The organism is Dyadobacter beijingensis DSM 21582, assembly GCF_000382205.1.
Lineage (GTDB): Bacteria > Bacteroidota > Bacteroidia > Cytophagales > Spirosomataceae > Dyadobacter > Dyadobacter beijingensis.
On sequence record NZ_KB907787.1, the window covers coordinates 1459747 to 1483705 of the forward strand.

The window sequence follows — 23959 nt, forward strand, 5'->3', positions numbered from 1 at the left end:
TTTTGAATAATCGACATATGAAATTGCCTTCATTTAAAAACTTCCCTATTTGGGCTATTTATGGACTTCAAATTGCGGGTACTTTAATCGCAGCTGGTATAGCATATTTGCTATTTGAGCCTGATACCGACGAAAAAATAGATGCATTTATGTACGGGCTGTTGGCTGCGGCAGTTGCTATACTTGGATCAGTAATCGGCCTCATTAAGGATATTTTGGGTGCCAAAGATGCATTAATAACTGAGCAACAGCGAGTCAAGGAATATCAAGATTTGGTTGCGAGAGCTACACACACGATTAATGTAATCAACGGAGGTGATGGTATTCCTGTAATAAATATTCAGGTAATTCAATCGTTTGATCATGATCGCTATCCTATTTGGATCTACTGTAAAAATTATGATCAATTCCCGATCCATGACTTACAGGTAACCATTGAAGATCCCGAACTTCTCCCGCCTCCAATACCACAGGGGCAGCCTCTAAATGAGGTGGAGTATACCGCGCTTATTGACCAGTACAAAAAAGGTTTCCAAACGAAAATTGGCCCGCTGACTTTGCCACCTAATTTTGGGGAAGTGATCTACAAAAGCAACTTAAGATTGGAGCCGGTAAGGGGCGGTGGGTATCAGATTGGTGTTCGATGGCGCAAAGGGCATTATGTTTTGATTATTCCAAATTGTTCCATTGAAGACTATCTCCCTGTTTTTGAGCCTCCTAAGATTTTTGTTAATGGTGAAAGAATTAACCGTTCTGAATCAGCTAAATATTATGAATTTGATTCTTACATCGAAAATTCGATAGAGCATTCTGAAGCTATGAAGCAACGTTTCGAAGAAGGCAAAGCCCGACTTAATCCGCTCCCATAGAATCCTCCAATTAGCAGGCACTTGACCACTTTCATCATCTCTGAACTTTTGAGCTGTGAGAGATCAAGTTTCTTAGATCTACTTGGTTAATAATGATCTTCTTAAGGAGGTAAGAGTGTGCGTGTCCGCAGAGCGGCCGTCTCCTTACATAGTGAAATGGCCGATGGCATGCAGAGAAGAAAGGTTATTGTAGACTCACCTTTTAAAAAGTAGATTTGACTAGACAAACACAGACAAGCCGCAAAAATGAGATCTAAAAACGAAATATGTTTACTATGTGAGCAAAATCGCGCAGACAAGACAAATTCACACATTCTACCAAAAACTATGTCTCGTCGGATTCGTGGTGTGAGAAAGAAGGTAATTCAGGCACATTCCCATAAAATGCACAAAAAGAATAGCCCGAAGCAGGATACATTTAAAGAAGACTATCTCTTTTGCTCGACCTGCGAGTATTACTTCGGAGCACTTGAGCGGCATTTTAGCCTATATGTACAACCCTATGTTGAGCGAGCAGTGGCGTCGGAAGATTTTTATTTACTTGAAACAATGGTATCAAATGGAAATCATCTTGAGATTAATGGGAGAGCATATGTTTGCCATAAAGCCCAGCCGTTAATGATGCAGTTATTGATAGAGTCGATTGTACTCCGAATTCATGTTTCGAGCAAAGATCCGTATGAACAGTATAAGTTTCCAGACCAACTTATCACACAATTGCGTAGCAACCTAATGAAATTTCGGTCTATTTCGATTGCGGATGTTTTTACGTCTTGCCGTGATTATCAGGGAGATCCAATTCCCCCGACGTACTATTTCCTTTTTTGCCCGATAATGAAAGTTTTACCCAAAGACCAAAGTATCGTTACGGAATTTGTTGAACCTACGGAGAGATTTTTCAAAATCTTGGCGGGCGAGTATCACATCTGGATAGACACACATTTTCCACCACATCCTTTTTTGAATTATTCGCCAACTCCGGTAAAAATCATACCCCTTAGTGAGGAGCGCTATCTCGCTATGAATCAGCATATGTTTGACGTTTTTTTTGAAAACATGAATCGATATATGGAAGAATCAGGAAATGGCTTTTATGATCCAAAAAAAAATACCCCGACGCCTGTCGATGAAAACAATGCTTCAATGTAACAGGTTAAACGCCACCAATCAGCAAGCACTCGGCCACTCCCTTCACCGGCACAGACGCGTTAACCTGTGCGACAATGTAATCCACTCCTTCGCAGTGGAATTTCTTCGAAAAATCTAGTTTTGCCAGATCTGCCTCATTAAGAATGAATTTCTTAGCGAGGTAGAACATGCGCGTCCGGAGCGCGATCGTTTCCTTCCATACCGTTGCGGCCAGCCCGGCAGGTGTGAGGGTGATTCCGTTCAGAGTGTGCGACGCCACCGGCATTCCCGCCGACATCCCCGCCCAAAAAAGCAGGCGGGGCGTAAATGGCTTTGCATCCTGCCCGTATTTGCTTGTAAGCCCTTCCTGTCGACACATCGGCAAGCCGGTCGCCTGATCGGTGAGCAGCGTCGAAAACTTGATCGCCACGGTCGCGATCCCGTTCCGGTTGCCTGCTACTTCGGGGGAAATGTAGTCGGCCAGTAGCGCGGGCTTATCTTTGGTCAGACCGTCGTTTCCGTCCATTTGCATCGCAATTTGCAGACGCGTGTTAGGCTCCGGCGTCTTGGTTTCGCCGATCGTTGCGCAGCCTGTCCAGTCGGCATTTGTAGGCGTGCGTAGGCATTCATCCCAGAAATCGATGGTCAACGTTTTTGCCACGGAATTAAAGTCAAATTTCAGGTTTGCAACCTTGCGCAGCTCCAAAATGAATTCCACCACCGAAAGGGCGGGAAGGTGGTTTGCGACGCTAAAAGTGGCCGTTTCCGCCTCGCTAGTATTGAACAAAATTAGCTTGCTCCACACCGGGTGTGTGAAAAAGCTGCCGGTGATGGTCACGCCCGTAATGGCAGCAATGCGTTTGAGTACCCAACTGGCGAAAAACATCGGGGTTTTCGGGCTTACCTTATAGCTGCCGCTCGCGTAATCATTCACGCGCCCGGTGTAGGACGCTGCCGCCGCGTTTGCCCCGTAGTAGAAATCGTTGAGAATCGTCGGGTAGCAGTAAGCAGTTTCTCCGGCGACCGAATTCACCGGTGAAAGTGGCAAAACGGGCGTTACGGTGCCGAAATCGATCTCGCGTAGGTTCTTGCTCTGGTAGTCGCCAAAAAACAAGCCTAGCCGGTCGGAATATGCCCCTTTGTAGCCGGTATCGAGCGAGGCTTCGGTTAAAAGGAAATAGCCCTCGCGGATCAGCTCGCCATTATGGAAATGCTGATAAAGCAGCTCCGGCAAGTAGTTACCGGCCTGCGGCTCTTCGTAATAGTCGAAAACGCCCCGGTTTTGGCGAACGGCGGGAAATGTCGGGATCTCTGCCGTCGAGCTGGGGATCGTATCATAAAGCAGGTGGGGATTTACCAGCGCGTATTTTACCCCCACCTTGGAATCGGTCAGGACTTCTTGCCCGTTAATGCGGATCATAGGTTTACAACTTCGAAGGTGAGCGGTTCGTCGGAGCTGTTGATTACCACGCCATCGAATGCGAAGTATCCGGACTGCTCGACTTTTACTTCCCGGTTTTTGGACGCCAGAACGACCTTGCATTTCCGTATCGGTGCCTGATTGACATATTCGACCTGGACGATAATGTCGTATGTGCCGGGCGTCACGGTCAGGTTTCCGGATGTTCCGATCGACGGCGGGGTCGCGCCGACCGTGTTAGAAATGATTTCCTTACCGTCGACACGTATATCGACGACCGGCCCCCAATCGGCACTACCCACTACTTTCAGGTTCGTATCCATCGGGATTTTGTGGTGAATAGCGAAGTGAACCGGCACGTTATTTACGACGCATGTTCCGTTTACATTGGCGAAATCCTGCGTATTTAGGCTGTTGTAGCGACCTTCGGCCAACTCGTCGGCATCACCAGCGCGTTCGCCGCCGTAGTAACCTGCGGGGATGGTGATCATGGCGGTGCTACCCAGAAAGTTTGCCCCGCAATTCGACCGGGTGAAAGTGCCCGCGCGGTTGATTGCCGCGCTCGGGAACGGTGTCGAGCCGACGACGATCGACGGGTCGGTGATCGGTGCGATATAGTCCGGATCGCCTTGCACGTTCGCCTTAACGCTGTAAGGTTTTACAAGGGTGTTATCATCGGCGAAAACCTTCTCGAGACGGGAAAATGCGAGCTTGCCGGTGCGCTTCCCGTAGCCGTCCAGAACCTGCCCCAGATTAAGGCCACGCCATTTTGTGACGCGTGCCGGCGTCGGTTGTGACGCGGGTAGATCCGAATGATTTTCCACGGTGTCCAGGATCCGGAACGTGAAGGATCTGGCGACCAGATCGGTGTTATCCTGCTGGTCGACGTTTGTCGTAGTGGTCAGCTGAACGGGGCGGTGGCCTTTGTCTGTGATCAAATACATTTCGTCCGATAACAGCAGCTCGTCCAGGTACTTCAAGTATGCGGCCTGATCCTTGCGGAAATAGCCGGTGCTGGCTTGCAGCTCATGCTCGCCCTCAATGCTGATAATTTTCAGCTCCGAGAAATCCGGATCGGAACCTGCTTTCCGCTCGATCTCGGCGGTCGTCTGGATCACGCGCAAACTGCGAGATCCTTCACCGGTGAGCCGGAAAGTGTCCCAGCCGCCCAAACTGTTGACGAATAAAACCGAGCGGTCGGCGACTTGCAGGCTGCGGTCAATGTGATAGGTGCGGGTTTCGGTAAACCTGCGGCCATTGTGGTCACTTAGCCAGACCTCGTAGCCGGTGGCGTTACTTGGAACGTTGAGCACTGCCGCGCCGACCGGGCAGGTAACGATCGAATAAAGCATCGGGTTTGACAGTGTCATCGCCGTATATGCCGCCGACGCCGATCCGTCCGCGTACCGGAAATGCACGCGCAGGCGCAGCTCGGTCGGAGCCGGTGAGAAATTCAGCAGAAAACTTAAATATTCCTCTTGCGTCGGGGAAACGGTTTTCTGATCCGGTTGCCACGTCAGAAACTGCCTTTTGCTTGCCTGCCAAGTTTTAAAAAACGTGTCGCCGTAGGCATGGAAATCCTCGTTTGATAGCCCGGCTTTGATCGCGTAGGCTTTGGCAAGATCTGCGGCCACTGCCACGGGTGGGGTGCCGCCCTGAATAGCTTCGCGCAGGTAGTAGGCGGTCGTCTGCGAGAGTGACAAACTAAGCGAGTTTTGCTTCCAGCGCGGTTTGATGTAGGAAAGCAGGCCGTCGAGCTTTCCGTTTCGCCCCGAATTATAGCGAAATTCTGCCCCTGAAAAGACTTGCACCCCGCCTTCGGTACTGACGGGTACCTCGCGCCCTTCGGACGTGTGTAGTGCTTCAAAAAGGTTGCTGAACGGATATTCAGGGACAAACAGGGTCAGGAAGTATTTTAGACCGACCCGGCTGGTGAGTGCCGGGTCGGCTGCTTCTATGGTGTGGGAAAGTTTGTTCCGGCTGAATTTCAGCGGCAGGAACGAGAGGTCGGAAGCAGCTGCGTCGATCATGGTTTAAAGCGGGTTTTAACAAAAAATATGATTTGCCGGGATTCCAAGCCGGGCTTTTAGCTCGTAGCCACAGGTAGCGTCGACCCCGGTTTGATATTGGACAGGCTCCAAAGTGACCGAATCGAAATCCAGATAGTTTTTTCCTGCGAAGCGGTCGTGCTGCAAGCGGTTAACGATCTTGCAGGCGACGGTTTCGGCGTTGCGATAGGCTTGGTCTTCGGAATTGTGCTCGTCGGTATCGCCTTTGAAAAACACGAAAAGGGTCAGCTCGAAAAGCGCGTTTAAAAGCGCGTTGTCGATAATGTTCCCCCGGTATTTGGGGCGCATGACGAAAATGCCCGGATATACGTCTTCGCTCCGGCTGTCGCCGATTATACGATCCATTCCGTTCGCGTCGGACATCTTTGAGTAGACGATCCCGGAGTCGGCTTTTTGCTCGTCGAGAATCGGGGAAAGGTATTTCCAGAAAATATCGTCAGTTGGCGTCATTGGCTGCTTGGTTACGCTGGTTTTGCTCTTTGATGTCCTTTTTGTGCTCTTCCAGAAATTGGAATACGTCGTGAATATTTGCGGATTTGGTTGCGTTCATACCGCCGAAAATGTGCTTTTCAGAAAGTAGGTGCTGGTTTTTAACCATTGATTGACCGGGATAGTCTTCGGTCGGGGCTGGCCCTGTTGCATCCGAATCGAACAGATCGTAAAAGCTGAAAAACTCTTTCAGCGTGCCCAAAAAGTACATTAGCACGAGGATTTTTTCTTTGATGTAGCCGTCTTTGATCAGATCCGCCCGGTGCCGCGCAATGTGCTCGTTATACTGCTCGCGGTGGTCGCCGTTCCAGTCCGGATCATCCATGTAGTTCCCCGACCGGCGCGGCCTGCAAACGGTAGCCACGAGCATATTCAGGCGCTCGTCGCCTTCGACGAGCTGCTTAATGAAAGCCTGCGCGTTTATGTGCGCATTGGTTAGCTCGCCGAAACTCATGCTACGGAAGCCTTCCTCGAAAAGTACCCAACGGGTGCCATCGACGTCGAAGCCTTCGGGAAGCGGGCAGACGGTCAGCTCGCCTTGCCACATCCAGCTTATCTGACCGAGCACGCCCTGCAATGCCTGCGCGTTTTCTTCGTGCTGCTCTTCGGTGCGGTGCCCGGCGAAGTAGTGGCACATTAGCTTTTTCCACAGGCCGGGCGGATAACCGAGAATTGTCCGGAGTATTTCCAGATAGGTGCCGCCGCTTTCGGGGTACACGTAAAGCAGGGTCAGCAGCTCCGGCAGCTGTGCCGGGTTTACTTCCGTCCAATTCTCGGGCAGCTTATAGCACTTGTCGTTTAAAAAAATTTCGGTCATTTGTAATCAGCTTGTACGGTTATCCAGACTTCTTCACCGAGCAGAATGGCGGCTGCGATGTCGGTTTGAAGGTCGAGTGATGCATTTCGGCTTTCTGTGACCATGTAGTCGCCGACCTGCTTTTTCCAACTTCTGCCCGGCAGCAGACAGCCGTCTGTATCCTTTGCCCAATTCCCGGCATGAATCCGGATTCCAGAAAAGCCCGGCACGCCGATCAGGATCGGTAGTTTCTTTTTGAACCGTGGCGAGTAGGTGATCTCGACCCGGTAGCGGCCTGTCGGAATGGCGGTTTTGCCCATAACTTTTAGCCCTCTGATCGTTGAGAGCGGCATTTTTGAGCCTAAACCGCGATCAGTGTCTTCGAGCACGAAGCAATTAAAAATCCCGTCGACCGATAAAATCCCCAGGGTACTATCCTTCCCCTGTTGTTGACGTTTCAGTAGGATCTCCATCAAATCAGATCTTTAAATTCTCCGGATTCGTCGAACTTTTTCAGGCGGGCGAGAATCTTGGTAGAAACCCCCTTCGGGTCGATCTCGGCGTAATTTTCTAAAATGCTGATCGATTCCCGGACGATCATCGCGCAGTAGAGCACGTTATCAACCCAATCAAAAAGCCCGGTCACTTTCCCGGAAATGGGAAAATTCATTAGCACGTGTGCCATGACCAAAAGCGAGCCGTAGGTCAGCAGTTTTTCGAAAAGCCGGGCATAGGCACGCGATTCGAGGTTCTTTTGTTTCCATGCCCGGTAGGTGCCCGTCACCGTGTCCACGCCGATAATGACAAGCAGGAACATTACAAAAGCCCAATCGTCGAAAAAGTAGGTGTCGGCGACTGATTTCAGAACGGCGAGGGCTGCGGAAACCGACAAAAACGTCTTGTCAGAGAATGTTGCGATAAACGCGGTTAGTGTGTGTTTCATGTGATCTGGTTAAAGTGCTAATCCAGTTAACAGGGCGATACCGGCAGCGACGATAATCCGTTTCCGGGTTCGTCGCCTTTCGGCCTTGATTTGTTGGGCAAAACTTTCACTTTGCTGCTCACATCGAAAGGACATAATTTGCAGCTGCATCTGCACGGCGTATTTCTCTTGTTGGATCTGCACATTTTCTTTTTGCAAGTTGTAGGCGATGGGTTTTAGCATCTCGTAGCGGATCAGGCTATCGAGCAAACTTTCTTCGTATTTGCGACTGAACGCTGTCGCGGTATCTTGTGCGCAGGCTATCCCAGCCCGGAGCACGCATAGCAGCAGTATCGCGGTAAGCCTTCCAGAGTTCTTCATTTTCGGCGCGGATTATTGCGCCCGCCTGCCGGTGCTCCTGCTCTTTTTGGCGGTAAAAAGCGAGGCTGTCGACGGCTTCGACGGTCGTGGTGGATTTGGTGCCCGGCCAAAATGCCCAGGCGATGGCCGCGCCGACCAAAACGGCCAGCGCGACTTTGAAAAATGGTGACCGGGTCAACTTCATTGAACCTTCGCGTGGATACCACCGCCCGCCACGGTGTTTTTGACGATTTGACCGTTTGGCAGCTCGACCTCCAAAGTGTGCGGTTTATTGTCCGCGTACCGGTTCATGTAAAACCACGCGGTAGCCCCGTTTTTCGTTTCGGAGAGTACAAAGCCCCGTTTTTCGTAGTAGGCGTCGATTACCTCGTTTATCGCGGTTTGGTCGGGCGTGATCCAGCTGCCGCCATCGACGCGGAAGCGCAGGTATTGGCGTTGCCCGCCTGCGGTCTTACCGAACGTTAGTGCATATAGGCGCTGGCCGAAGTAGCTTAAATCGGTGCTTCCGGTGTAGCCGAAATAGATCTCGCCGTCATGCTTCCAGAGGTGAGAAAAGCCGCCCTGCGGAGTGGTCGAGCCGGACGGGTACCAGTCGCCGTTCAGGAAACGGTAATCCAGATTTTTCCCGTCGACTTTGGTCGAGCCGCCCCATTCACAAAACAGGTTCCCGTAAACCTGCGAAAGAAACCCGTTTGCAATGTGGGTGCCCGGATCGATCGGCGCTTTATCGTTTCTGAAATAGGTGCCGTCATCGTAGCGGATTTCGTGTTTATTGTTTGGGCGCGTCTCATACTGCCCGAAAAGGAATACTCCGGCATTGTAGCCCAAATGCTTGAAATAGGCGAGCCGGAAGATCAGCTCCAAAGGCTGGCGAAGGGTCAGATCCGGAGCGTTCAGGTAGACCGCTTCGACGATCATCGTCGTGCTCGAAAGCGTGCCGCCCGGCGAGTAAACGGTCTGCGGCAGCTGCTCTGGCGTTCGCCTGAAAATGCCTTTGTAATAGTCAGCGCCCTTATTATGGACTAGCGATTCGCCACCCAGCCAGAAGTAATTATGGCAAATTTCGTAAGGGATACCCCGGCTTTTAAAACGCTCGTCGTACCGCTGGCGCAAGCGGGCGTAAAAGTGGCGCCACATATCCGCGTCGTCGCGTTGCCATGAGACATTTTCTGATGTTTCCCCGATCCAGATTGCGTCGGAAACGTCGGCCTGATCCGCTTTTTGTATTGAGGTTTCCCGGTCTAATGCGCCATTCGGCCACCATGACTTCGAGGTGCCATCCGGCCAGAGCCCTTCGGCTCCGGTTGGGTGTAGTCCTAAAAACGCCTCTAATCGCGGGACGTCATTGTACGTTTTTCCGGCATTTTTCAGTTCAACGACCTGTTTATTACCGTCTGCTTCATTCCACGGCAGCGACAGGTGCGGCAGGTGCGTTACACCCTTCGAGAATACTTTGTCGACGCCCCACGGTTTCCAGCCATTAATCCAAAAGTGCCCGGTGGGGAGCTGCATGTCTTCGGCGATGTCCGCCCATTGAACCTGTTGGCCGCTCGGGTCGTAGCCCTGCGGCACGTGGTTTAAAAAGCCCGCAGGATCTTGTGCGGTTCGTGCAAAGAAGGTGTGGAACGGGTAGCTGGTGTTATGACTGAAACTCTCCCCGGCATCCAGCTGGTAGTAGCCGTTATTGCCCTCGTGCCCGGTGCCCCACTGGTTTATCGTGTTCAGATCCTTGCGCAGCTTCATTTTTAGGAAACCGATCGGATTGTTTCCGGCCAGAACGTAATTTTTGAGCGGCTTGTCCTGTGTGACGATGTCCGATCCGATCAGGTAGCGGTAATTGTACCGATCGCCCCGGTCGTCGGCTGATAAGTCACTTACGAGTCTAACCCCCGCAGAATCGCGGGCGGTTAGTTTCATGTGTTCGTCCATGCCCTTCGCGATCGTCAGCAGCTGCCCCGGCGCGGAGACGTCCGGAGCACTACCACCACCGTCGACGGGTGGTTTCGGGTCGGGTTTGGTTGGAGGGATAACCACGTCCCCGGATTGCTTCGGCACGGTAAAGCCCAGCGGGCTGGGTTGGGAGCTGCAATTTTTGCCCTCGTAGATCAGGGTGTAATTGCCTGCGGGCAGTGGCTGGTCGAAACGGATCAGCGGCTGGGCGTTGTTCGGCGAAACGGAACCGGAGCGCAGACTGTTACCGGCCAGATCCTTAATCGACCAGTTGATCTCGAAAACCTTCTCGCCGTGAAATTGGCCGATCAGGCTACGATCGGTAACGCTGTAAACGCCGTTCAGAGTTGGCCCGGTTTTGCATGGCTCCTTTGCGGGTGTGGTCGGCTCGACCGGGTCAGGATCTTTCACGCCACCCTGATCTTTCAGCACGCTACGGACATAGTTTTTAACCCATTCTTTGCCGACCAATGTATCGGGTAGGGTAATGGTCAAATTTTGGGCACTCGCGCCCACCTGCCACAATGCGAGCAGGGTCAACAAAAACAACCTTTTCATAAAAGAACATGCGGTTTGTGTGTGTAGTCTTCGGTTTCATCGCACGAAGACAAGGCGATTTTACTTTCGTAGTATTCGGGGAAAATGGTCGGGCTGGCGACTTCTTCCATGAATTCGGTGAGCTGCGACAGGTAGAGCTGCGCGTCTTGCCAGAGCTGCCGACGTTGCGCCTGTCGGTAGGATTTTTCGCCGATGTCTTCTTCACGGATTCCGTCCTTCTTCCGGATCTGCCGGACGCCTTCGTTATCGACCAAAAGCGGCAGGTAGGGGTATGCCTCGTGAAGGGTCAGGAATGCGGCCGCGAAACGGATCTTTTCAATCAGTTCGCGCTCGATCTCGGTTAGCTCGACTTCGGCATCCTGCCAGCGGGTTTTCAGGGCACGGAATACCGGGCGGGTGATCAGCGGGGCGATGTATTCATTTTCTGCCCGGTTCACAAACTTGATCAGATCCGCAAAGAACCGGCTGTTTCTGCCCACCAGCGGGGCATAGTGTCCCAGCTCGGTCGCGCTCCGGAGAAACAGCCGGTTCCGTTCGCGGTACGCTTGCGAGCTTGTCCATGCCTGCGGCATTTCTTCTTCAAGGGTTTCCCAGAAAAATTCCTGAAACAAATCGATCATGGCGACGTTCGCCTCGCGGGTGTCGACGTACTCCCATTTTGTAATAGCGACAGTATTGGCAGGCGAGTTTTTCGCCATGCCTAAATCGCCGACGCGGATCTTTAAATGCGGGACGGCCTTGTCGTAAGCCGCCCAAACGATACACCCTTCGGCGCTCTCCAAAAGGTCGGCAGATAGCCCCGGCAGGGCTGCGAACAATTCCGCGCCGATCGCCTTGCGAAAGTCGCGCGTGGCGACTTTCACGAAGGGCAGGACGGTGTCCATTTTTAGGCTGGTTTGGACGCCGCCAATGTGTTTTTTTAGTGTGTTTAGTGTGATTTCCATTTTATTGGCCAGTGTTTAAACTTGCTTGTTTGCCGTTCGGGTCGACGTCGAGCGTGGTCAGCTGCACACCTTTTACGGCTGCTACTACATCCTTATAGCCCATGAATTTTAGGTGCTGGTTGATCGGTTTTAGCGTCAGGTAGCGGTGGATCGGCGTTCGGTATTCGCTCTGGAAATCGGCCATTACGCGGATCTGGGAACCGGAGTCATTACCCTTGCCCGGATTCACCCCCGCGAGCGTCGGCAGGATACCGACCGAGTTCGCAATGCTCTGGTGCGCGGTCTGCCAGACTTTGTCGTAAGCATCGTCGGACATTTCGTTTTTGAGTGGCACCACGTCGACGTTATCGAGCATTTTCCCGTCCGTTCCACGCAGGTACTTAATGAGCATTGACTTATTGACATTGTCAGTACCGGCGAGCCATTTGGAAAGGTTGTCGGAGAAATCGCCCCACCGTTTCTTTGTGTCTTTGGCTTCGACGCTCCGACCGCCCTGGCTATCGAAATAGTCCTGCGGCATCCTGATCAGATATTTGATATTGTAGCCGTTCAGAATCCCGTTTTTGTGGAATGCCATAATCAGGTTTGCCAGCTCGATCGCGTCCTGTGCGCACCACCACGAAGCGAAGGCATAGTGCGGTTGCCCGGCGATATTCTCCTTCGCGTGGCTGATCGTCACCGTCCGCGCTTTGTTGTATTCCCAATCGAGCCGATTAAATGCCTTGATCCGGTCGGTATCGCTCGAAATGAAGCTCGGAAAGTGGCCGAAATAGGGGTTTACGTGGTACTCTCCGGATCTCCCGGCCATCGCCCCGATCCGGGTCGAAAAGCTATCCGAAACCGATAGTTTGAACCAGTTGTCGCGCGGGTCGAATTCCCACCGGGTGAAGACGTTCGCGGTGTCGACGCGCTGGTTTATCGCGGAAATGAAATAGTCCTGCAATTCGGTCGCCTCGCTCCACTCGTCGAGCAGGGCGTCGGTGTAGGGGACTAGTTGCGGCTGGCCTTTTGCGTCGACCGAGCGTTTGAAAAAGCCGACACCGCTGCCGTAGATCATATCGCGAAGCGATTCGAGCAGCGGGCGCACCATTGTATTGCGGGTGATCAGTTTGCGCATGAGGTTCGGCTGGTTGTCGCCGAAGCCCCAGCGGACGTGGTCGAGTAAATCGAGCTGCGGCCAATACGAGCCGCCGAAGCTCGTGTCGATACCCGCGCCCCCGCCGTATGACGGGCCACCCGTCATTTGCAGCAGGGACGCGCTGGAAGTGCCCTGATTCATCAGGTACAGATTAGATCCGAGTTGTAGCATATTCTCCGTTAGTGTGGTCTATGATGTGACCGTCTACCTCGATGAGTAGATCGATCTTTATTCTGAAATGCTTTTTTGAATCGCTGGGCTCGTCGTGGTTGACGAAAAGGAATTCATGCGCCTCTTTGAGGTCGCCTTTGAATTTGGACGCGCCCGGCAGGTGCCGGAAACTTTTTGACACACGGGCTTTGTAGCCGATCGTATGGTCGAGCTTGCGGTATTTTACCGAATGAATGGAGGGCTGGCCGCGCGAGTCGTCGGCGCGGAGCCATGCCATTGCTACTTTGCGTTTGATTACTTGTTTAACTGCCACGTGCTTTTCTTTTCTGCGAAGTTGCAGCGAAGCGGGGCGCCAGGGAAGGACGGGATTTAAACAAAAAGGCCGCCTTATGGCGGCCTTCTGTAATTTGTAGATAAGGTGTAGAGTTGTTAGTCGTGCTTGACGCCCTCTTGAAGTAGTGCAATAAGATTCTCTTCGTCGTCGACTTGCTTTTGAATGGTCGACATTAGCATAAACATCCTTCCACTACCTGGGATGTCAATGAATTCCTTTCGACGGTAAAACTCTCGGGCTTCTTCATCGAGCGGATCGACAACGACCGCGAGAGAGCCTACAGAATCGGCATTAGCCAGCGCTTTTTTCAATGCGTGAAACAAAAGTGCCGATCCTCGCCCGTTACCTTGTAACGTATTGTCAATGCCGAGCCTGCCTAGTAGGGTTGCCGGAAATTCGGTATATGCCTTCGGAAGTTTTGACAGAAGATTTTCTGGCATCCCATCCCTCGGAATAGATGCGGAAGACAAAGTATAGTAGCCTTTGACTTCGTCTTCTGCGTTCGTTAATACGTAGCAGGCCGATAATAAGCGCCTTACATCTTGGCTAGCCTGCTTCTTGATGTAATTGTTTAATGGGTCTTTCCCGCAATCAAAGTTCTCTCTCTTACATGAACTGGTTAATAAACTAATTTTCAGTTTCATCAAAATTGTGTTTTAGGTACGCGATGTGGGCTTTCTTAAGGCCTTCCCCTGGTACCGGAGGGTTCAATAACGCGTTCAGGAAAATCTTCTTGTCTTCGATCGTTTTCAGAATCTGCTCATTATCCATGATAATTTTACTAGCTTCTACATTCGCGCAATAAACAATAAACTCGGACAGGCTCTTGAATCCTCGGAGCGAGGAAGCATACTTAATCAGCTCCTTTTGTTCTTTGCTAATTCGAACATCGATGCGGTCGTTGATTAATGTAGCCATTTTTTATTGATTGGATTGGGTTAGTAAGTAAATCTTACTTCTATAATTTGATTGTCTTTTACTTTCGTTTTCTATATCTAATTTTCGATCTTTTCTGATTTTGTTCTTTGTAATTTTCGTTCTGTGAATCTGTTATACGTATCTGTCGTCTTATCGTCTAGTCGGTTTCTCGATTTTGTGGAGACCTCCGATGGTCGAATTAGCTCAACAAATGTACGTAATTTTTCCGTACAAAAAAAAGTTTTCGGAGATTATTCGAGAAAAGGTTGGTGTCGGGTTAGTGAGCTTGCAAATTCGACTGCGACCTGCCGATCTTTTACTACTGCCATAAATCCGGAGCCATGCCGGAATATAAAGCCGTTGCACTTGGAAATCGTTTCTGGCACCTTGTCGATCGTTGTATCGCGGCTTTGTATCTGCCAGCCGTTAGCGTGCGGCATGACGGCGAAAACGTGGTCTTTCTTCGTTTTCCAGTCCGGGTGGTACTCGGTGAGTAGCGCCACATTATTCGGCAGGATCTCACGTCTCCGGTAATCGGTTTCGAGCCGGTTCCGGAGCAGTGCAAAATGCTTTTCATTCTTGACAATATCGACGGCGAAATCGACGGCAAGGCGAAACTGTTTGTCCTGCTGCGTGGGGTCTGTTACGTCCCGGTTAAAGCCCTTTATTAAGTTATCCACTGTCCGGAATCCTGCGGGAAGGGCGTCGAGCTGGCCGTAAATATTTCCCCGGTTGGTGTCGAGCAGATCGATCACCGAAACAAATTCCTCGAAATAGGGCTGCGCTGGCTTCGGACAGATCCGGTCATTAAAGTGTTGATAAATGAGGCTCGCAGCTGACGGCAGCGCAGTATCTTGGTGATGGTCGAAATTCAGCTTTTCCGGTTCATATTGACCGCCCACGTCGAGCACAACGATCTGCGGGTCGAGAAGTGCATAATTTAAAATATTCTCGTCCCGCGTCCGGATCAGGTTAAACCCGGCGTGAAATTGTGTGAGCATGGCGACGGCAAAAACGTCGTCAGCGTGAAAGGTTGTATCGTGGGTAACTACGGTATGAAAATTCATTTTGAACATGGTTTTTGGCCTGTTAAAGCTTTTTATAGTTACTGATCCGTGCGTAAGCCTGACCGCCATTTTTTACCAGCCATGCGTGCAGCTTTTTCGCGGCTTCCAGCGTGAGTGGTTTAATTTCCCCCGACATCCCGTTAGAAAGCGTTTCCTCGGAAATTGGATACCAGTTATTGTCCCCGGTGTGAAAGGCTTCGACCATATACTGCCCAGTTTCGCTGCCGGGATTAGCGGGGTCGACCGTCGACAGAAACAGCTCGGCTGCGTCGATAAAGTCAGAGCGGTTACTGCGGAAATTATGGTACTTCTGAACCGATTCGCCTGCTTTTTCGAAAAATTTCAAATTACGGATGACCATTTGCGACGGCTCCATGCCCGGCTCAAAATCTAACTTATTCCGGATCAGTTGTAGGCGGCTGTGCAGCGTATGCGCCAGCACTGTATAATTGAGTTTCATATAGAATATTGATACTAATAGTATCTAAAATGAAGTGTATTTAAGATAACAATAATATCAATTTGCCAGATAAAAGTCAAAAGAATTTTAGGTTAAGAGATTCGTCGAATCAGGTCTTTCTGGTGCTCGTATGCGTCGCTCCAATATCGCCCATTGAGCTGCCAGTATTGACCTTCCGATCGCACCGGCGTCGAGCCGTTTCTCTGCATTACTTCGTCGATTTTGTGGACTGTTTTGTTTCGGGCTTCCCAGACGTGCCCTGCTTTGATTTGTTCCATTTTCATTAAAGTTTTAAGCGATTTTTCATTCCTGCGTAGTAGTCGATCATTGCGGCCAGTCGAGTCATGTAATCCTTTTCTTTGATTACTATGCAGAGTTTGATCAGGTGCTCGATGTCGAAGTACTCGTCGGGGTGGCTTTCGGCAGATCCCGACGCCCATGCATTGAAGTTTTCCGAGTCGATGCGAACCAGCCAAGTGTATTCTGTGGGCGATTTTATCTTCACGAAGTAGTGCTCGCTTCCCGTCCGCAGGTAAATCGGATAGTTAAGATCTGGTGACGGTTGAAGCGCGGTTCTTTTAATCCAGTCGAGAATCATATTTACCAAGTTTGCCCAGGGGTACCTATTTTACGTGCCTACCATGCCTACGGTGCCTACGCTTTCGGTTAGTGCCTGTTTTTTAGTGAGTTATCAATCTTAAGACCGTAGGCAAATGCGTTTTAGCGTAGGCAAATGCCCGTTTTTCGTAGGCATTTGCACTTTTGTAGGCATTTCAGAGCCATTTGCCTACGGTTGCCTACGCTTTGCCTACCCTTTCCTACGCTTTTCTTTCCCTTTGCCATTATATATTTATTTAATAATCAATTATTTAATAGAAATAGAGAGAGAGCGTAGGCACCGTAGGCATGGTAGGCAAGCAAAATCATGGTTGCTAAAACGGGTCTGCCTTCCGATTCGCGCCGCCTTTGGTTTTTGATTGATTATCAGCGGATTTGCCTACGCCGCCTACGGCGCTGGTGTCTGAATCCATTTCCTCGTTCAATCCTTCGAGGCTGAAACTGTCCATCGAATCGGTCATGAATTCGTAGTCGAAAGCGAAGGCCGACGTAGGAGAGCCGCCGAACTTGACGTTTCGAATGCTGCCATGAAACCCTTTTGAATGGATCAGGTAGTGCTTTAAAGAGCCGGTATCGAGGCCGTTTTTGCCGTACTGCTTACGGTGTAGTTCGAGGTAAAGCGGCTGAATTTTTCCGAGGCGAAGAAATAGGACTTTCCGGGGCTTGCCGTCGTCGAGCGTCTTTTCAGTGCTTTCACCGTTTTCGTAGACCGTAAGGGTCGGGACCGACTTGATCACAAAGTCTTCGTTTTCCTTGATCATGCGCTGGCGGTACATATATTCTACCAGATTCCAGAAGGTGCTTGTTTCCTTGCTACCGGCAATAAGTGAATTCTGTCTTTTGAGCATTAGCCCCGCAGTCGCCCGGATTTCGGCCTGTGTAAATGGGAATTGCAGCACGTCTTTTAGTACCTCGAAAGTTGAGAGCAGCACCGACATATTTTTTACCAGACGGTCGTCGATACCATGTTTCGAAAAGCTGCTTTTCAGGTGCTCGAACTGTTCGTTATATACCTCGAAAAACTTGTTTTCGATCAGCTCGCGATGCACCGAGACTTCGGCGGTGATGTGGCCGAATTCGAGGTTTTTTCCGCGCAGGTGGAAACGGTCGAGCATTTGGCGCTCTTCATGGTTAAAGTCCGTCCGATCGTATTGTAAAAGGATGCACCGGGTAAATAGCGCTATGTCTGCGGTCGGCAGCTCCTGCCCGGAGACGATGCAGCCAGACGACACCGGGATCGATTTGTTACGGTTGTCCCGGGTCATATCTGATTTTGTGTGCCCGTTGCCGTCGTAGGCTGTTTTAAGGGATTGAACGCGCCCCCAATCGATGCTATTCAGATACTCGTCGAACCATACGACCGCGTTCCGGAATTCGGCGAAGTGCTTATAAAAGCCGACCGACGTTCCTGTGTTCAAAGCGAACGGTGGCCGGGCGCGCCCAAACAAATAACTTATCGACCATGCCATCGTAGATTTACCGGTCTGTGGCGGTCCGAAAAGGAACAGGTGCGGGAAACAGCGGAACCGGTCGAATATAATGTCCCTGAAAATGCAGGATACATAGTATAATAGACCAACACGGCCATTATCACCGTGCACACCGCAGAAGTCGCGGGCGTACTCCCCGAAAGTGACGGTGCCCTGGTTGAAAATAAACTTTTTGGCGTTCTGGTATTCGTCTTCGTCGTTCTTATAAATCTTCGAAAGCGGTGGCAGGAAATACCGTTTTTCGCCATGTTCTACGATGCCATAGCCGTCTTTGTCGAGCGGTGTAAACTTTGGCCGGGCGGCTTCGGCAGCAGAGCTGGCCGGGAGGGTCTGAATGCCGTTGGCATACGCATAAAAGCCGTCTGGATGGTAGCCCAGGGTTTTAACTTCTTCGGCCTCTTTCGACTCGTCGAATAGTTTAGATTTTACCTTCATAAATTGTAGTTGATTACCCATAAAAATGAAATTGCCCTGCGACTCGACGTTTTTCCGGAAGCCGTCGAGCTGAACGAATTCGCCCGGTTCCAGATCGACCACTTTCGACTTTTTGTAGCAGTTGCTTACCTCGTAGATCCGTTTCGGGTTGGATTTAGAAATGATTAGGAATAGCGGTCGTATCGTGAAATTGCTACCTGCGGAAAATTTGAACGTTTTGCCGTCGTAGGTCGAAAACCAGTAGCGGCCAGCCCATTCGACAAAACCGTATTTGCGGAACATCTTGCGAATCTCCGGCGTGTGCCAGACCTGCTTCGGAAGTCCTACCTGTGGCGACTCGTCGTCTTCGAAAAAACTCTCGTCTTCTTCGTCGACTTCTTCAGCATTTATTTTGATGTGACTGTAGGTTACATTAATACCGGCGTCCTGTCCGGCTTCGGGAGCAGCTTCACCCGAATCTGTGGGCGTCGTGGCCAGCTCGATCGGCTGCTGCTCTGTGCCCGTGCCGCTTCCGTCGACGGTGGCCGCGCTCTGATCAGCGACAGCGCCGGGCTGCTTCGTAGTGGTCGAAGGCAATTTCGGGCCGACTAGCGTGGCATCGTCCAGGTCGATCAGCTTTTGCCCGCGCTGGTCAATAATGTGGTCGGCAATATCGTAGCCGTCTTCGCGATCGGGGAAAAGGTCGATAATTTGGTGGCTCACATTGTATGCAGCCAGCTTGCGTATGCTACTGTTACTTTTGCCGGGTCTGCCTGCTTTGTCCGCGTCACAAAGCCAGATTATGTGGCGACCGAAAACTGCGGGGATCTTTGCGTCGGAAAGCCCGGTGTTTGCACCGCAGGCTAGCCAGTCAAACTGCGGATAGAAATACGAGGCGATAACGGCCGATTTCTCGGACTCGACAACGATCACCGTCCGGCGCTTGTCCGGATCTAGCAGGTGCTCGCCGAAAAGGCAAATCATAAACCGCTTGAACGGCTGGTTTTCGTCCTGTTTGAGGCTGAAACTTTCGTGCGCTTTCTCCCGCTTTCCGTCCGTCCGGTACTGCATATATTTTGCATTGACAATACGGGATTCGCGGTTCCGAAATGCGTAAACCGTTAGCTTGAATTCAGTGCCGACGCCCCATTTTTTAAAATGGCTGTTCGGTATTCCGAGAATGTCCTGCGCGAAGGTGTGCAGATTGGAGTGCATTCTTTTAATGGCAGAAACGATCCGGTCGAGCTGCTTGCCTTCGGGGAAAACCTGCTCGATCTCTGGCTGTGGCGGGGCTTCTTTGCCTCCTTCGCTTTTAATCCCCCTCGGTGGGGCGTGGAAACCGCAATTATTTTGCCGGTCGCAGATCCCGAAATCATCCAGTCTGTTTCCGTTCAGGTCTTCGTAATACCGGAATACCTTCGGATGTCCGCAGGAAGGGCAGGCTTCTTTTTTCTTTGGGTGTTTTTCGAGCCGGAAAGGATACTCGTTTGATTGCATGGTAATGTCAAATTGTGGCCGATAATGGCCGCGCGGGTTAATAGATCGGGGGAACGGACAGCCGTAAATGTGGCTGATTGAAAAAATGCCGGTAGGCGCTCAATGCCGGAAAGCTCCGGCACGAGCAGCTGATTTAAACCCTCCTTTCACTCTTGGAAATGAGCGCCTACCGGGCGGGTGCTATCGTCGTGGTGAGAATAGCATTTGAATGTTGGTAGCAATGGCGTAGCGTGTGACTATTTCGGCCTGATCGCTCTCGTCTGCCATAGGCAGTGCTTTTGCCAGCAGCTCGCAGTATTCTTGGTTGTACTGCCGGAGCAGCTGCTTTTCTGCGTCGGTGTAATGAACAATAACGCGGGATACGCCGCCCAATCGGTGCCCTAAGTGAGCACCTACAATTTTGCTGGCCAGTGAAGCATGACCGGGCGGCTTTTTGCCTGTGGTGTGCATTTCGTGTGATTTTATCATATAGTGTGCTAGTTGAATTTCCCGGATCGTGAGGGGGATCATGGTAGTGCGGCTCAATTCCATCTTATATAAGGTTATGCGAGTGGTAGGAGGTTGTTAATTGCTATTTCCAGACAAGCGTGGATGTCGGCCAGTAGGTTGTGTTCTTCGATCAGCTTTTCGGCGATCGGCAGATCCGTCGACGCGGCGATCGCTTTCAGGACTTTCATGCCTGCGGCCAAAATTTCGGCTTCCATGTATCGAAGGGTTTCGAGGTCTGCCGGCAGAGCATTTTTAGCCCACATTCCGACGATTTCTTGAATAGTCATAGTATCGAATTCCAGTCTTTTGCGGTGATCATGTGGGTGCAGTTAATGCACCGGTGGAACTTCACCGGGTTCAATCCGGAATACTTAATTTTTGCGATTTGATTTAATAGGCATTTTGGGCAGACGATCTGGTCGTGCTCGTAGGGAATTTGCTCGTGGTCAGGGACGACGCGGGAGCCGGTGCTTCTTTTCATATTCATCCATGTTTATCGGGTTTCGGAGATCCTTTATAATGCCGCCTGTAGCGAATAGCAAAAAGACTGCTACGACGAGCTTAATCAGGTGGTGCAATGCTTCAATTCTTTCCATGCTTCTGTTTATTGCTTTTGCGCACCGAAAAGGCGACGAGTGAGAAAATGCCGCCACATAGAGCGCCTGTAAAAAAGGTAGAGTTTGAGGCCACAAACTCGGCGATCGCTCCGGCAACGGTTACGATAGTGAGGGTAGCGAGAGCGCCACCAGTGGAAATGAGAGCGAAGGCGGCGAGGCCGAAGGCTTTGGAGTTCATGCTGATACGTGATTTAAAAGTGAAGACTGTTTTACGGCAGCTTTTTTAATGCGGGGATCTGTGAAGCATTTGGCAGCTTCTGGAAGGGTGCGGAGTATAATTTCTTTCATGTCCTCCCTCATGCGGTAAGCCGGTGTGCTGACCATATAGGCGCGAACCGAGGATCGCTTTAAGCCTAGCTCGGCGAGAACTTCACTATTAATTTTTGCCCGCTTCCATGCGTCGGCTTCGAAGAAAATTTCCCCTAGTGGGGTGAACTTTGACTGATTGTCAGTAGGGTTAACCATTAAGCTGCTCATTCGTACCTGGTGGATTATTTCAAAAAATACTTTTGTGCGATTTGCGTAAACTTTGATACCACAAAGGTAAAGTATTGAAATTAACTAAATCAATAGCTGCGGTAAAAAGTGGGGTGAGTTTTTTTCATAATGTGGCTAATTGCCACAAAATGGCACATTTTGACACAAAAAAAGTTAACTGTGAAAGTTAACTATTGAATTTAGTGCAGCGAAACAGGGGTCGAGACGGTCGATAATGTGGTAAATGGCTGGCAAATAGGGGTAACTGGCTTGACTTTTATGCATTTTTAGCCAACCTTTGCACTTAACGCATAAAGGCTTATTCAATTATTATCATAAACATCACTATCATGAGTAAATTACCAATAGGAGTAGTGCTTCGCCAAATATTCGATGAAAAGGCTATCACGCCATCTCACCTTATGGCGACGCTTGGTAAGTCAAAACCAGCGGTGTATAATAACTTTAAACGTACAGAAATGGATAACGAGGAAATCGCCAACTGGGCGAAGGCGCTCGGTGTCTCTTCGGAGGAAATTGTTAAAAGGTGGAAGGGGGATTCCGACAAAGGATCTGTGCCCGGAGATTCTGCATATTTGGCAACTTATCTGGCACGTCTCGAAGAACATTTTAAGCAGCTAAATGAGCAGCTGCGGGTTCAGCAGGAGCAATTTAATGCGCAGTTGGCGATGAAGGATAGACAGCTCGAAGGGATGCAGCGGACGGTCGACGTACTCTTGGGAAAGTATAATCCTGCCGCCGACCGATCGAAAGAGTTTACCTTCCTTCAAGTAGCGTAGGCACTTTCGGTGGCAGAAGGAGACGCCCCGCGCGTTTCAGATCAGAAAGAGTTAATTATCAGTTAATTATGGTGGCAAGAGGTTCCCGGTAAATAGTCCGATATTCTCCACAACATAACCAGCCACTTACATGTATAATGTAGGTGGCTTTTTTCTTAAGGTCAGCAATAGATCACCAGCGCTTGCGGAGGGATAGTTAGCCGGATCGCCTTTCCGTTTCTTACTTCAATATTTAATTCTGCCGGGCTCAGGTCGGAGGCAAACAGGCACTTCATCGAGCTGTCTATGGGATGCATGGCCTCATCCACAGTAACATACACACAAGCATATTTCTCCTCTGCCAGATTCACGGCACACAGTATTTCATGATCGCCGGATATCCGCGACCATGCGATCACTTCTTTATCGCCGGCTTCGTCGTCCGGATAACTAAAAGTGTTGCCATTCCGTGAGGTAGACCGGAGAAAAAAAGCGCCGGATACCAAAGTTGGATACTTCCGGATTAAGCTGTCGAGCCGCTCCATCTGGGTAGGCCGCAACTTTTCCAGGCAGTGCTCGCGCACACCCCAAAAGTCAGGATTTAAATGGATATCGAGCAGGCCTTGCATCACAAAGATCAGGGGTTAACAAAGCGTTTCTTGAAGGTAGACAATTTTGGGTAGAATAAAATATTATTCTAAAAATGTCTAAACAGATTTTTATTTTCAAAATTTTATTTTACATTTGATAAATATTTTAAAATAAAGTTATGAATAGAGGAACAGTTAAGTTTTTTAATGATACCAAAGGGTTTGGTTTCATTGCTCCGGAAAATGGCGGAGATGATATTTTTGTGCACACTACTGGTCTCAATGATGATATCCGTGAAAACGACAGTGTGTCTTACGAAGTAGAAGAAGGTAGAAAAGGCCTGAACGCAGTTAATGTAACCATTATCTGATCGGCAATACATACAAGGTAATGGAATCCTCCCGGTGTGGAGGATTTTTTTTGTTTTAGACCATATCTATGAAATCCACCATCCAGCAGCAACACCCGAGATCGTTATGGCGGCTCCTGGCGACGCAATTAACCGATCTGCCATCCAGGTTCCTGAGTAAAGCCCTGCTTTGCCTGACAGCACTCCTTTCAATTTTACTTTCCTTGCTGCTTCGGTTTGTGCTGCAATACCGGAAAACGGTGATCCGTAAAAATCTGAGAAGTTCTTTCCCCACCAAATCCGCCGGGGAGATCCGAAAGCTGATGAGCGCATATTACCGCCATATGAGCGATCTTTTGCTTGAACCTTTTTTGTTCTACCTGGCACCGGAAAGGCTCAGAAAGCGTCTGGCTAAGTACGTCAATCCGGAAGTCCTGGAATTGCTCCATGCGGACCAACGACCGGTGATCGTCTTCGCGTCGCATTACGGGAACTGGGAATACCTGATTAATCTTCCACAGGTGACGGAATACCCGGTTTATACGGCTTACTCGCCAATCAAAAATGGTATGCTCAACAGGATGATGATCAGATTACGCTCATTTCTCGGTGTCAAACTCATTCCTAAAAAGGGATTCTACCGGCAGGCATTGTCGCTATTGCGGCAAACGGCTATTCCTAACCTGCTGGTGGTCATTGCAGATCAGCGGCCAGCGCCTGGCAGCGACAAATTTCATATTTCGTTTCTCGACCAGGATACTGCTGTCCAAACGGGAGGGGAACGGATGGCCGCTTCATCACAGGCGGCGGTCGTGTACGTCGAATCCAGTAAAAGGTCGCGTTTCAGCTACGAATTCACATTCCGGCTGATGGAGCACCCTGACCGATCAACGCCGCTGAGTATTACAAAATCCTACTATCGTTTTCTGGAAAAGAGCATCAGCCGTGCGCCGTCTTACTGGCTATGGTCACATAACCGTTGGAAAATTCCGGCCGCCGCCGCCATCCATTCATCTTAATACTT

At 50.3% G+C, this 23959-nt stretch carries 29 protein-coding genes; 5 read left to right on the forward strand and 24 right to left on the reverse strand.

What is annotated here, in order from left to right:
• The first annotated feature begins 17 nt into the window (after positions 1-17).
• On the forward strand, positions 18-869 hold the full coding sequence (locus H144_RS0113335; protein ID WP_019942571.1) for a hypothetical protein: 852 nt from the start codon (positions 18-20) through the stop codon (positions 867-869).
• A gap of 327 nt (positions 870-1196) precedes the next feature.
• Positions 1197-2018: a hypothetical protein gene (locus H144_RS0113340; RefSeq protein WP_019942572.1), complete on the forward strand. Its 822-nt coding sequence runs from the start codon at positions 1197-1199 to the stop codon at positions 2016-2018.
• Positions 2019-2022: 4 nt separating this feature from the next.
• On the opposite strand, the gene H144_RS0113345 is transcribed toward H144_RS0113340, so the two are convergent.
• The 23 genes from H144_RS0113345 to H144_RS0113460 all read right to left on the reverse strand — a co-directional run bounded on the left by H144_RS0113345 (position 2023) and on the right by H144_RS0113460 (position 21216).
• The gene (locus H144_RS0113345) at positions 2023-3417 is read right to left on the reverse strand and encodes a hypothetical protein (RefSeq protein WP_019942573.1); all 1395 of its coding nucleotides are present in this window, start codon (positions 3415-3417) and stop codon (positions 2023-2025) included.
• A complete protein-coding gene (locus H144_RS0113350; protein ID WP_019942574.1) occupies positions 3414-5447 on the reverse strand; it encodes a DUF5977 domain-containing protein in 2034 nt (677 codons plus the stop codon). The genes H144_RS0113345 and H144_RS0113350 overlap by 4 nt, the downstream gene beginning before the upstream one ends.
• Positions 5448-5462: 15 nt before the next feature.
• Positions 5463-5936: a hypothetical protein gene (locus H144_RS0113355; RefSeq protein ID WP_019942575.1), complete on the reverse strand. Its 474-nt coding sequence runs from the start codon at positions 5934-5936 to the stop codon at positions 5463-5465.
• On the reverse strand, positions 5923-6792 hold the full coding sequence (locus H144_RS0113360; protein ID WP_019942576.1) for a hypothetical protein: 870 nt from the start codon (positions 6790-6792) through the stop codon (positions 5923-5925). Before H144_RS0113360 ends, H144_RS0113355 begins: the two co-directional genes overlap by 14 nt.
• Positions 6789-7244, reverse strand: coding sequence for a DUF5675 family protein (locus tag H144_RS0113365; protein WP_019942577.1), 456 nt, complete (start codon positions 7242-7244; stop codon positions 6789-6791). The genes H144_RS0113360 and H144_RS0113365 overlap by 4 nt, the downstream gene beginning before the upstream one ends.
• Positions 7244-7714 carry a bacteriophage holin gene (locus tag H144_RS0113370; protein WP_019942578.1) on the reverse strand — a complete coding sequence of 157 codons (471 nt, stop codon included), beginning with the start codon at positions 7712-7714 and terminating at the stop codon, positions 7244-7246. The genes H144_RS0113365 and H144_RS0113370 overlap by 1 nt, the downstream gene beginning before the upstream one ends.
• Positions 7715-7723: 9 nt before the next feature.
• Positions 7724-7963, reverse strand: coding sequence for a hypothetical protein (locus H144_RS0113375; RefSeq protein ID WP_157504659.1), 240 nt, complete (start codon positions 7961-7963; stop codon positions 7724-7726).
• The gene (locus tag H144_RS0113380) at positions 7953-8258 is read right to left on the reverse strand and encodes a hypothetical protein (protein WP_019942580.1); all 306 of its coding nucleotides are present in this window, start codon (positions 8256-8258) and stop codon (positions 7953-7955) included. Before H144_RS0113380 ends, H144_RS0113375 begins: the two co-directional genes overlap by 11 nt.
• Positions 8255-10582 carry a hypothetical protein gene (locus H144_RS0113385; RefSeq protein WP_026350673.1) on the reverse strand — a complete coding sequence of 776 codons (2328 nt, stop codon included), beginning with the start codon at positions 10580-10582 and terminating at the stop codon, positions 8255-8257. The genes H144_RS0113380 and H144_RS0113385 overlap by 4 nt, the downstream gene beginning before the upstream one ends.
• Entirely contained in the window at positions 10579-11466 is an 888-nt protein-coding gene (locus H144_RS0113390; RefSeq protein ID WP_019942582.1) for a DUF6712 family protein, read from the reverse strand. The genes H144_RS0113385 and H144_RS0113390 overlap by 4 nt, the downstream gene beginning before the upstream one ends.
• 61 nt (positions 11467-11527) lie before the next feature.
• Positions 11528-12835, reverse strand: a complete 1308-nt coding sequence (locus H144_RS0113395) for a hypothetical protein (RefSeq protein WP_157504661.1) — start codon at positions 12833-12835, stop codon at positions 11528-11530.
• Positions 12816-13112, reverse strand: a complete 297-nt coding sequence (locus tag H144_RS0113400) for a hypothetical protein (RefSeq protein WP_019942584.1) — start codon at positions 13110-13112, stop codon at positions 12816-12818. Before H144_RS0113400 ends, H144_RS0113395 begins: the two co-directional genes overlap by 20 nt.
• 152 nt (positions 13113-13264) lie before the next feature.
• Positions 13265-13813 carry a GNAT family N-acetyltransferase gene (locus tag H144_RS0113405; RefSeq protein ID WP_019942585.1) on the reverse strand — a complete coding sequence of 183 codons (549 nt, stop codon included), beginning with the start codon at positions 13811-13813 and terminating at the stop codon, positions 13265-13267.
• Positions 13797-14087: a type II toxin-antitoxin system TacA family antitoxin gene (locus tag H144_RS0113410; RefSeq protein ID WP_019942586.1), complete on the reverse strand. Its 291-nt coding sequence runs from the start codon at positions 14085-14087 to the stop codon at positions 13797-13799. Before H144_RS0113410 ends, H144_RS0113405 begins: the two co-directional genes overlap by 17 nt.
• A 251-nt stretch (positions 14088-14338) precedes the next feature.
• Positions 14339-15154 carry an MYG1 family protein gene (locus H144_RS33265; RefSeq protein ID WP_157504663.1) on the reverse strand — a complete coding sequence of 272 codons (816 nt, stop codon included), beginning with the start codon at positions 15152-15154 and terminating at the stop codon, positions 14339-14341.
• A 22-nt stretch (positions 15155-15176) separates the two neighbouring features.
• Positions 15177-15614, reverse strand: a complete 438-nt coding sequence (locus tag H144_RS0113420) for a hypothetical protein (RefSeq protein ID WP_019942588.1) — start codon at positions 15612-15614, stop codon at positions 15177-15179.
• A gap of 92 nt (positions 15615-15706) precedes the next feature.
• Positions 15707-15892 carry a hypothetical protein gene (locus H144_RS0113425; protein WP_019942589.1) on the reverse strand — a complete coding sequence of 62 codons (186 nt, stop codon included), beginning with the start codon at positions 15890-15892 and terminating at the stop codon, positions 15707-15709.
• 5 nt (positions 15893-15897) lie between these two features.
• The gene (locus tag H144_RS0113430) at positions 15898-16212 is read right to left on the reverse strand and encodes a hypothetical protein (protein WP_019942590.1); all 315 of its coding nucleotides are present in this window, start codon (positions 16210-16212) and stop codon (positions 15898-15900) included.
• Positions 16213-16546: 334 nt separating this feature from the next.
• The gene (locus H144_RS0113435) at positions 16547-19633 is read right to left on the reverse strand and encodes a DUF6371 domain-containing protein (protein WP_019942591.1); all 3087 of its coding nucleotides are present in this window, start codon (positions 19631-19633) and stop codon (positions 16547-16549) included.
• A 180-nt stretch (positions 19634-19813) separates the two neighbouring features.
• Entirely contained in the window at positions 19814-20164 is a 351-nt protein-coding gene (locus H144_RS0113440) for a hypothetical protein (protein WP_019942592.1), read from the reverse strand.
• A gap of 11 nt (positions 20165-20175) precedes the next feature.
• Positions 20176-20337 carry a hypothetical protein gene (locus tag H144_RS0113445; RefSeq protein ID WP_157504665.1) on the reverse strand — a complete coding sequence of 54 codons (162 nt, stop codon included), beginning with the start codon at positions 20335-20337 and terminating at the stop codon, positions 20176-20178.
• Positions 20338-20704: 367 nt separating this feature from the next.
• A complete protein-coding gene (locus H144_RS0113455) occupies positions 20705-20917 on the reverse strand; it encodes a hypothetical protein (RefSeq protein ID WP_019942595.1) in 213 nt (70 codons plus the stop codon).
• The gene (locus H144_RS0113460) at positions 20914-21216 is read right to left on the reverse strand and encodes a hypothetical protein (RefSeq protein WP_019942596.1); all 303 of its coding nucleotides are present in this window, start codon (positions 21214-21216) and stop codon (positions 20914-20916) included. The genes H144_RS0113455 and H144_RS0113460 overlap by 4 nt, the downstream gene beginning before the upstream one ends.
• A 350-nt stretch (positions 21217-21566) precedes the next feature.
• Here H144_RS0113460 and H144_RS0113465 point away from each other — a divergent pair, with 350 nt between their 5' ends.
• Positions 21567-22016 carry a hypothetical protein gene (locus H144_RS0113465; RefSeq protein ID WP_019942597.1) on the forward strand — a complete coding sequence of 150 codons (450 nt, stop codon included), beginning with the start codon at positions 21567-21569 and terminating at the stop codon, positions 22014-22016.
• 161 nt (positions 22017-22177) lie between these two features.
• On the opposite strand, the gene H144_RS0113470 is transcribed toward H144_RS0113465, so the two are convergent.
• Positions 22178-22624 (reverse strand): hypothetical protein, encoded by a 447-nt coding sequence (locus tag H144_RS0113470; protein ID WP_019942598.1) that lies wholly within the window; start codon positions 22622-22624, stop codon positions 22178-22180.
• Positions 22625-22764: 140 nt separating this feature from the next.
• Between H144_RS0113470 and H144_RS0113475 the strand changes: the two genes are divergently transcribed.
• Positions 22765-22956, forward strand: coding sequence for a cold-shock protein (locus H144_RS0113475; protein ID WP_019942599.1), 192 nt, complete (start codon positions 22765-22767; stop codon positions 22954-22956).
• 68 nt (positions 22957-23024) lie between these two features.
• Complete coding sequence (locus tag H144_RS0113480) at positions 23025-23954, forward strand: lysophospholipid acyltransferase family protein (protein WP_019942600.1); 930 nt, start codon at positions 23025-23027, stop codon at positions 23952-23954.
• The last annotated feature ends 5 nt before the right edge of the window (positions 23955-23959 follow it).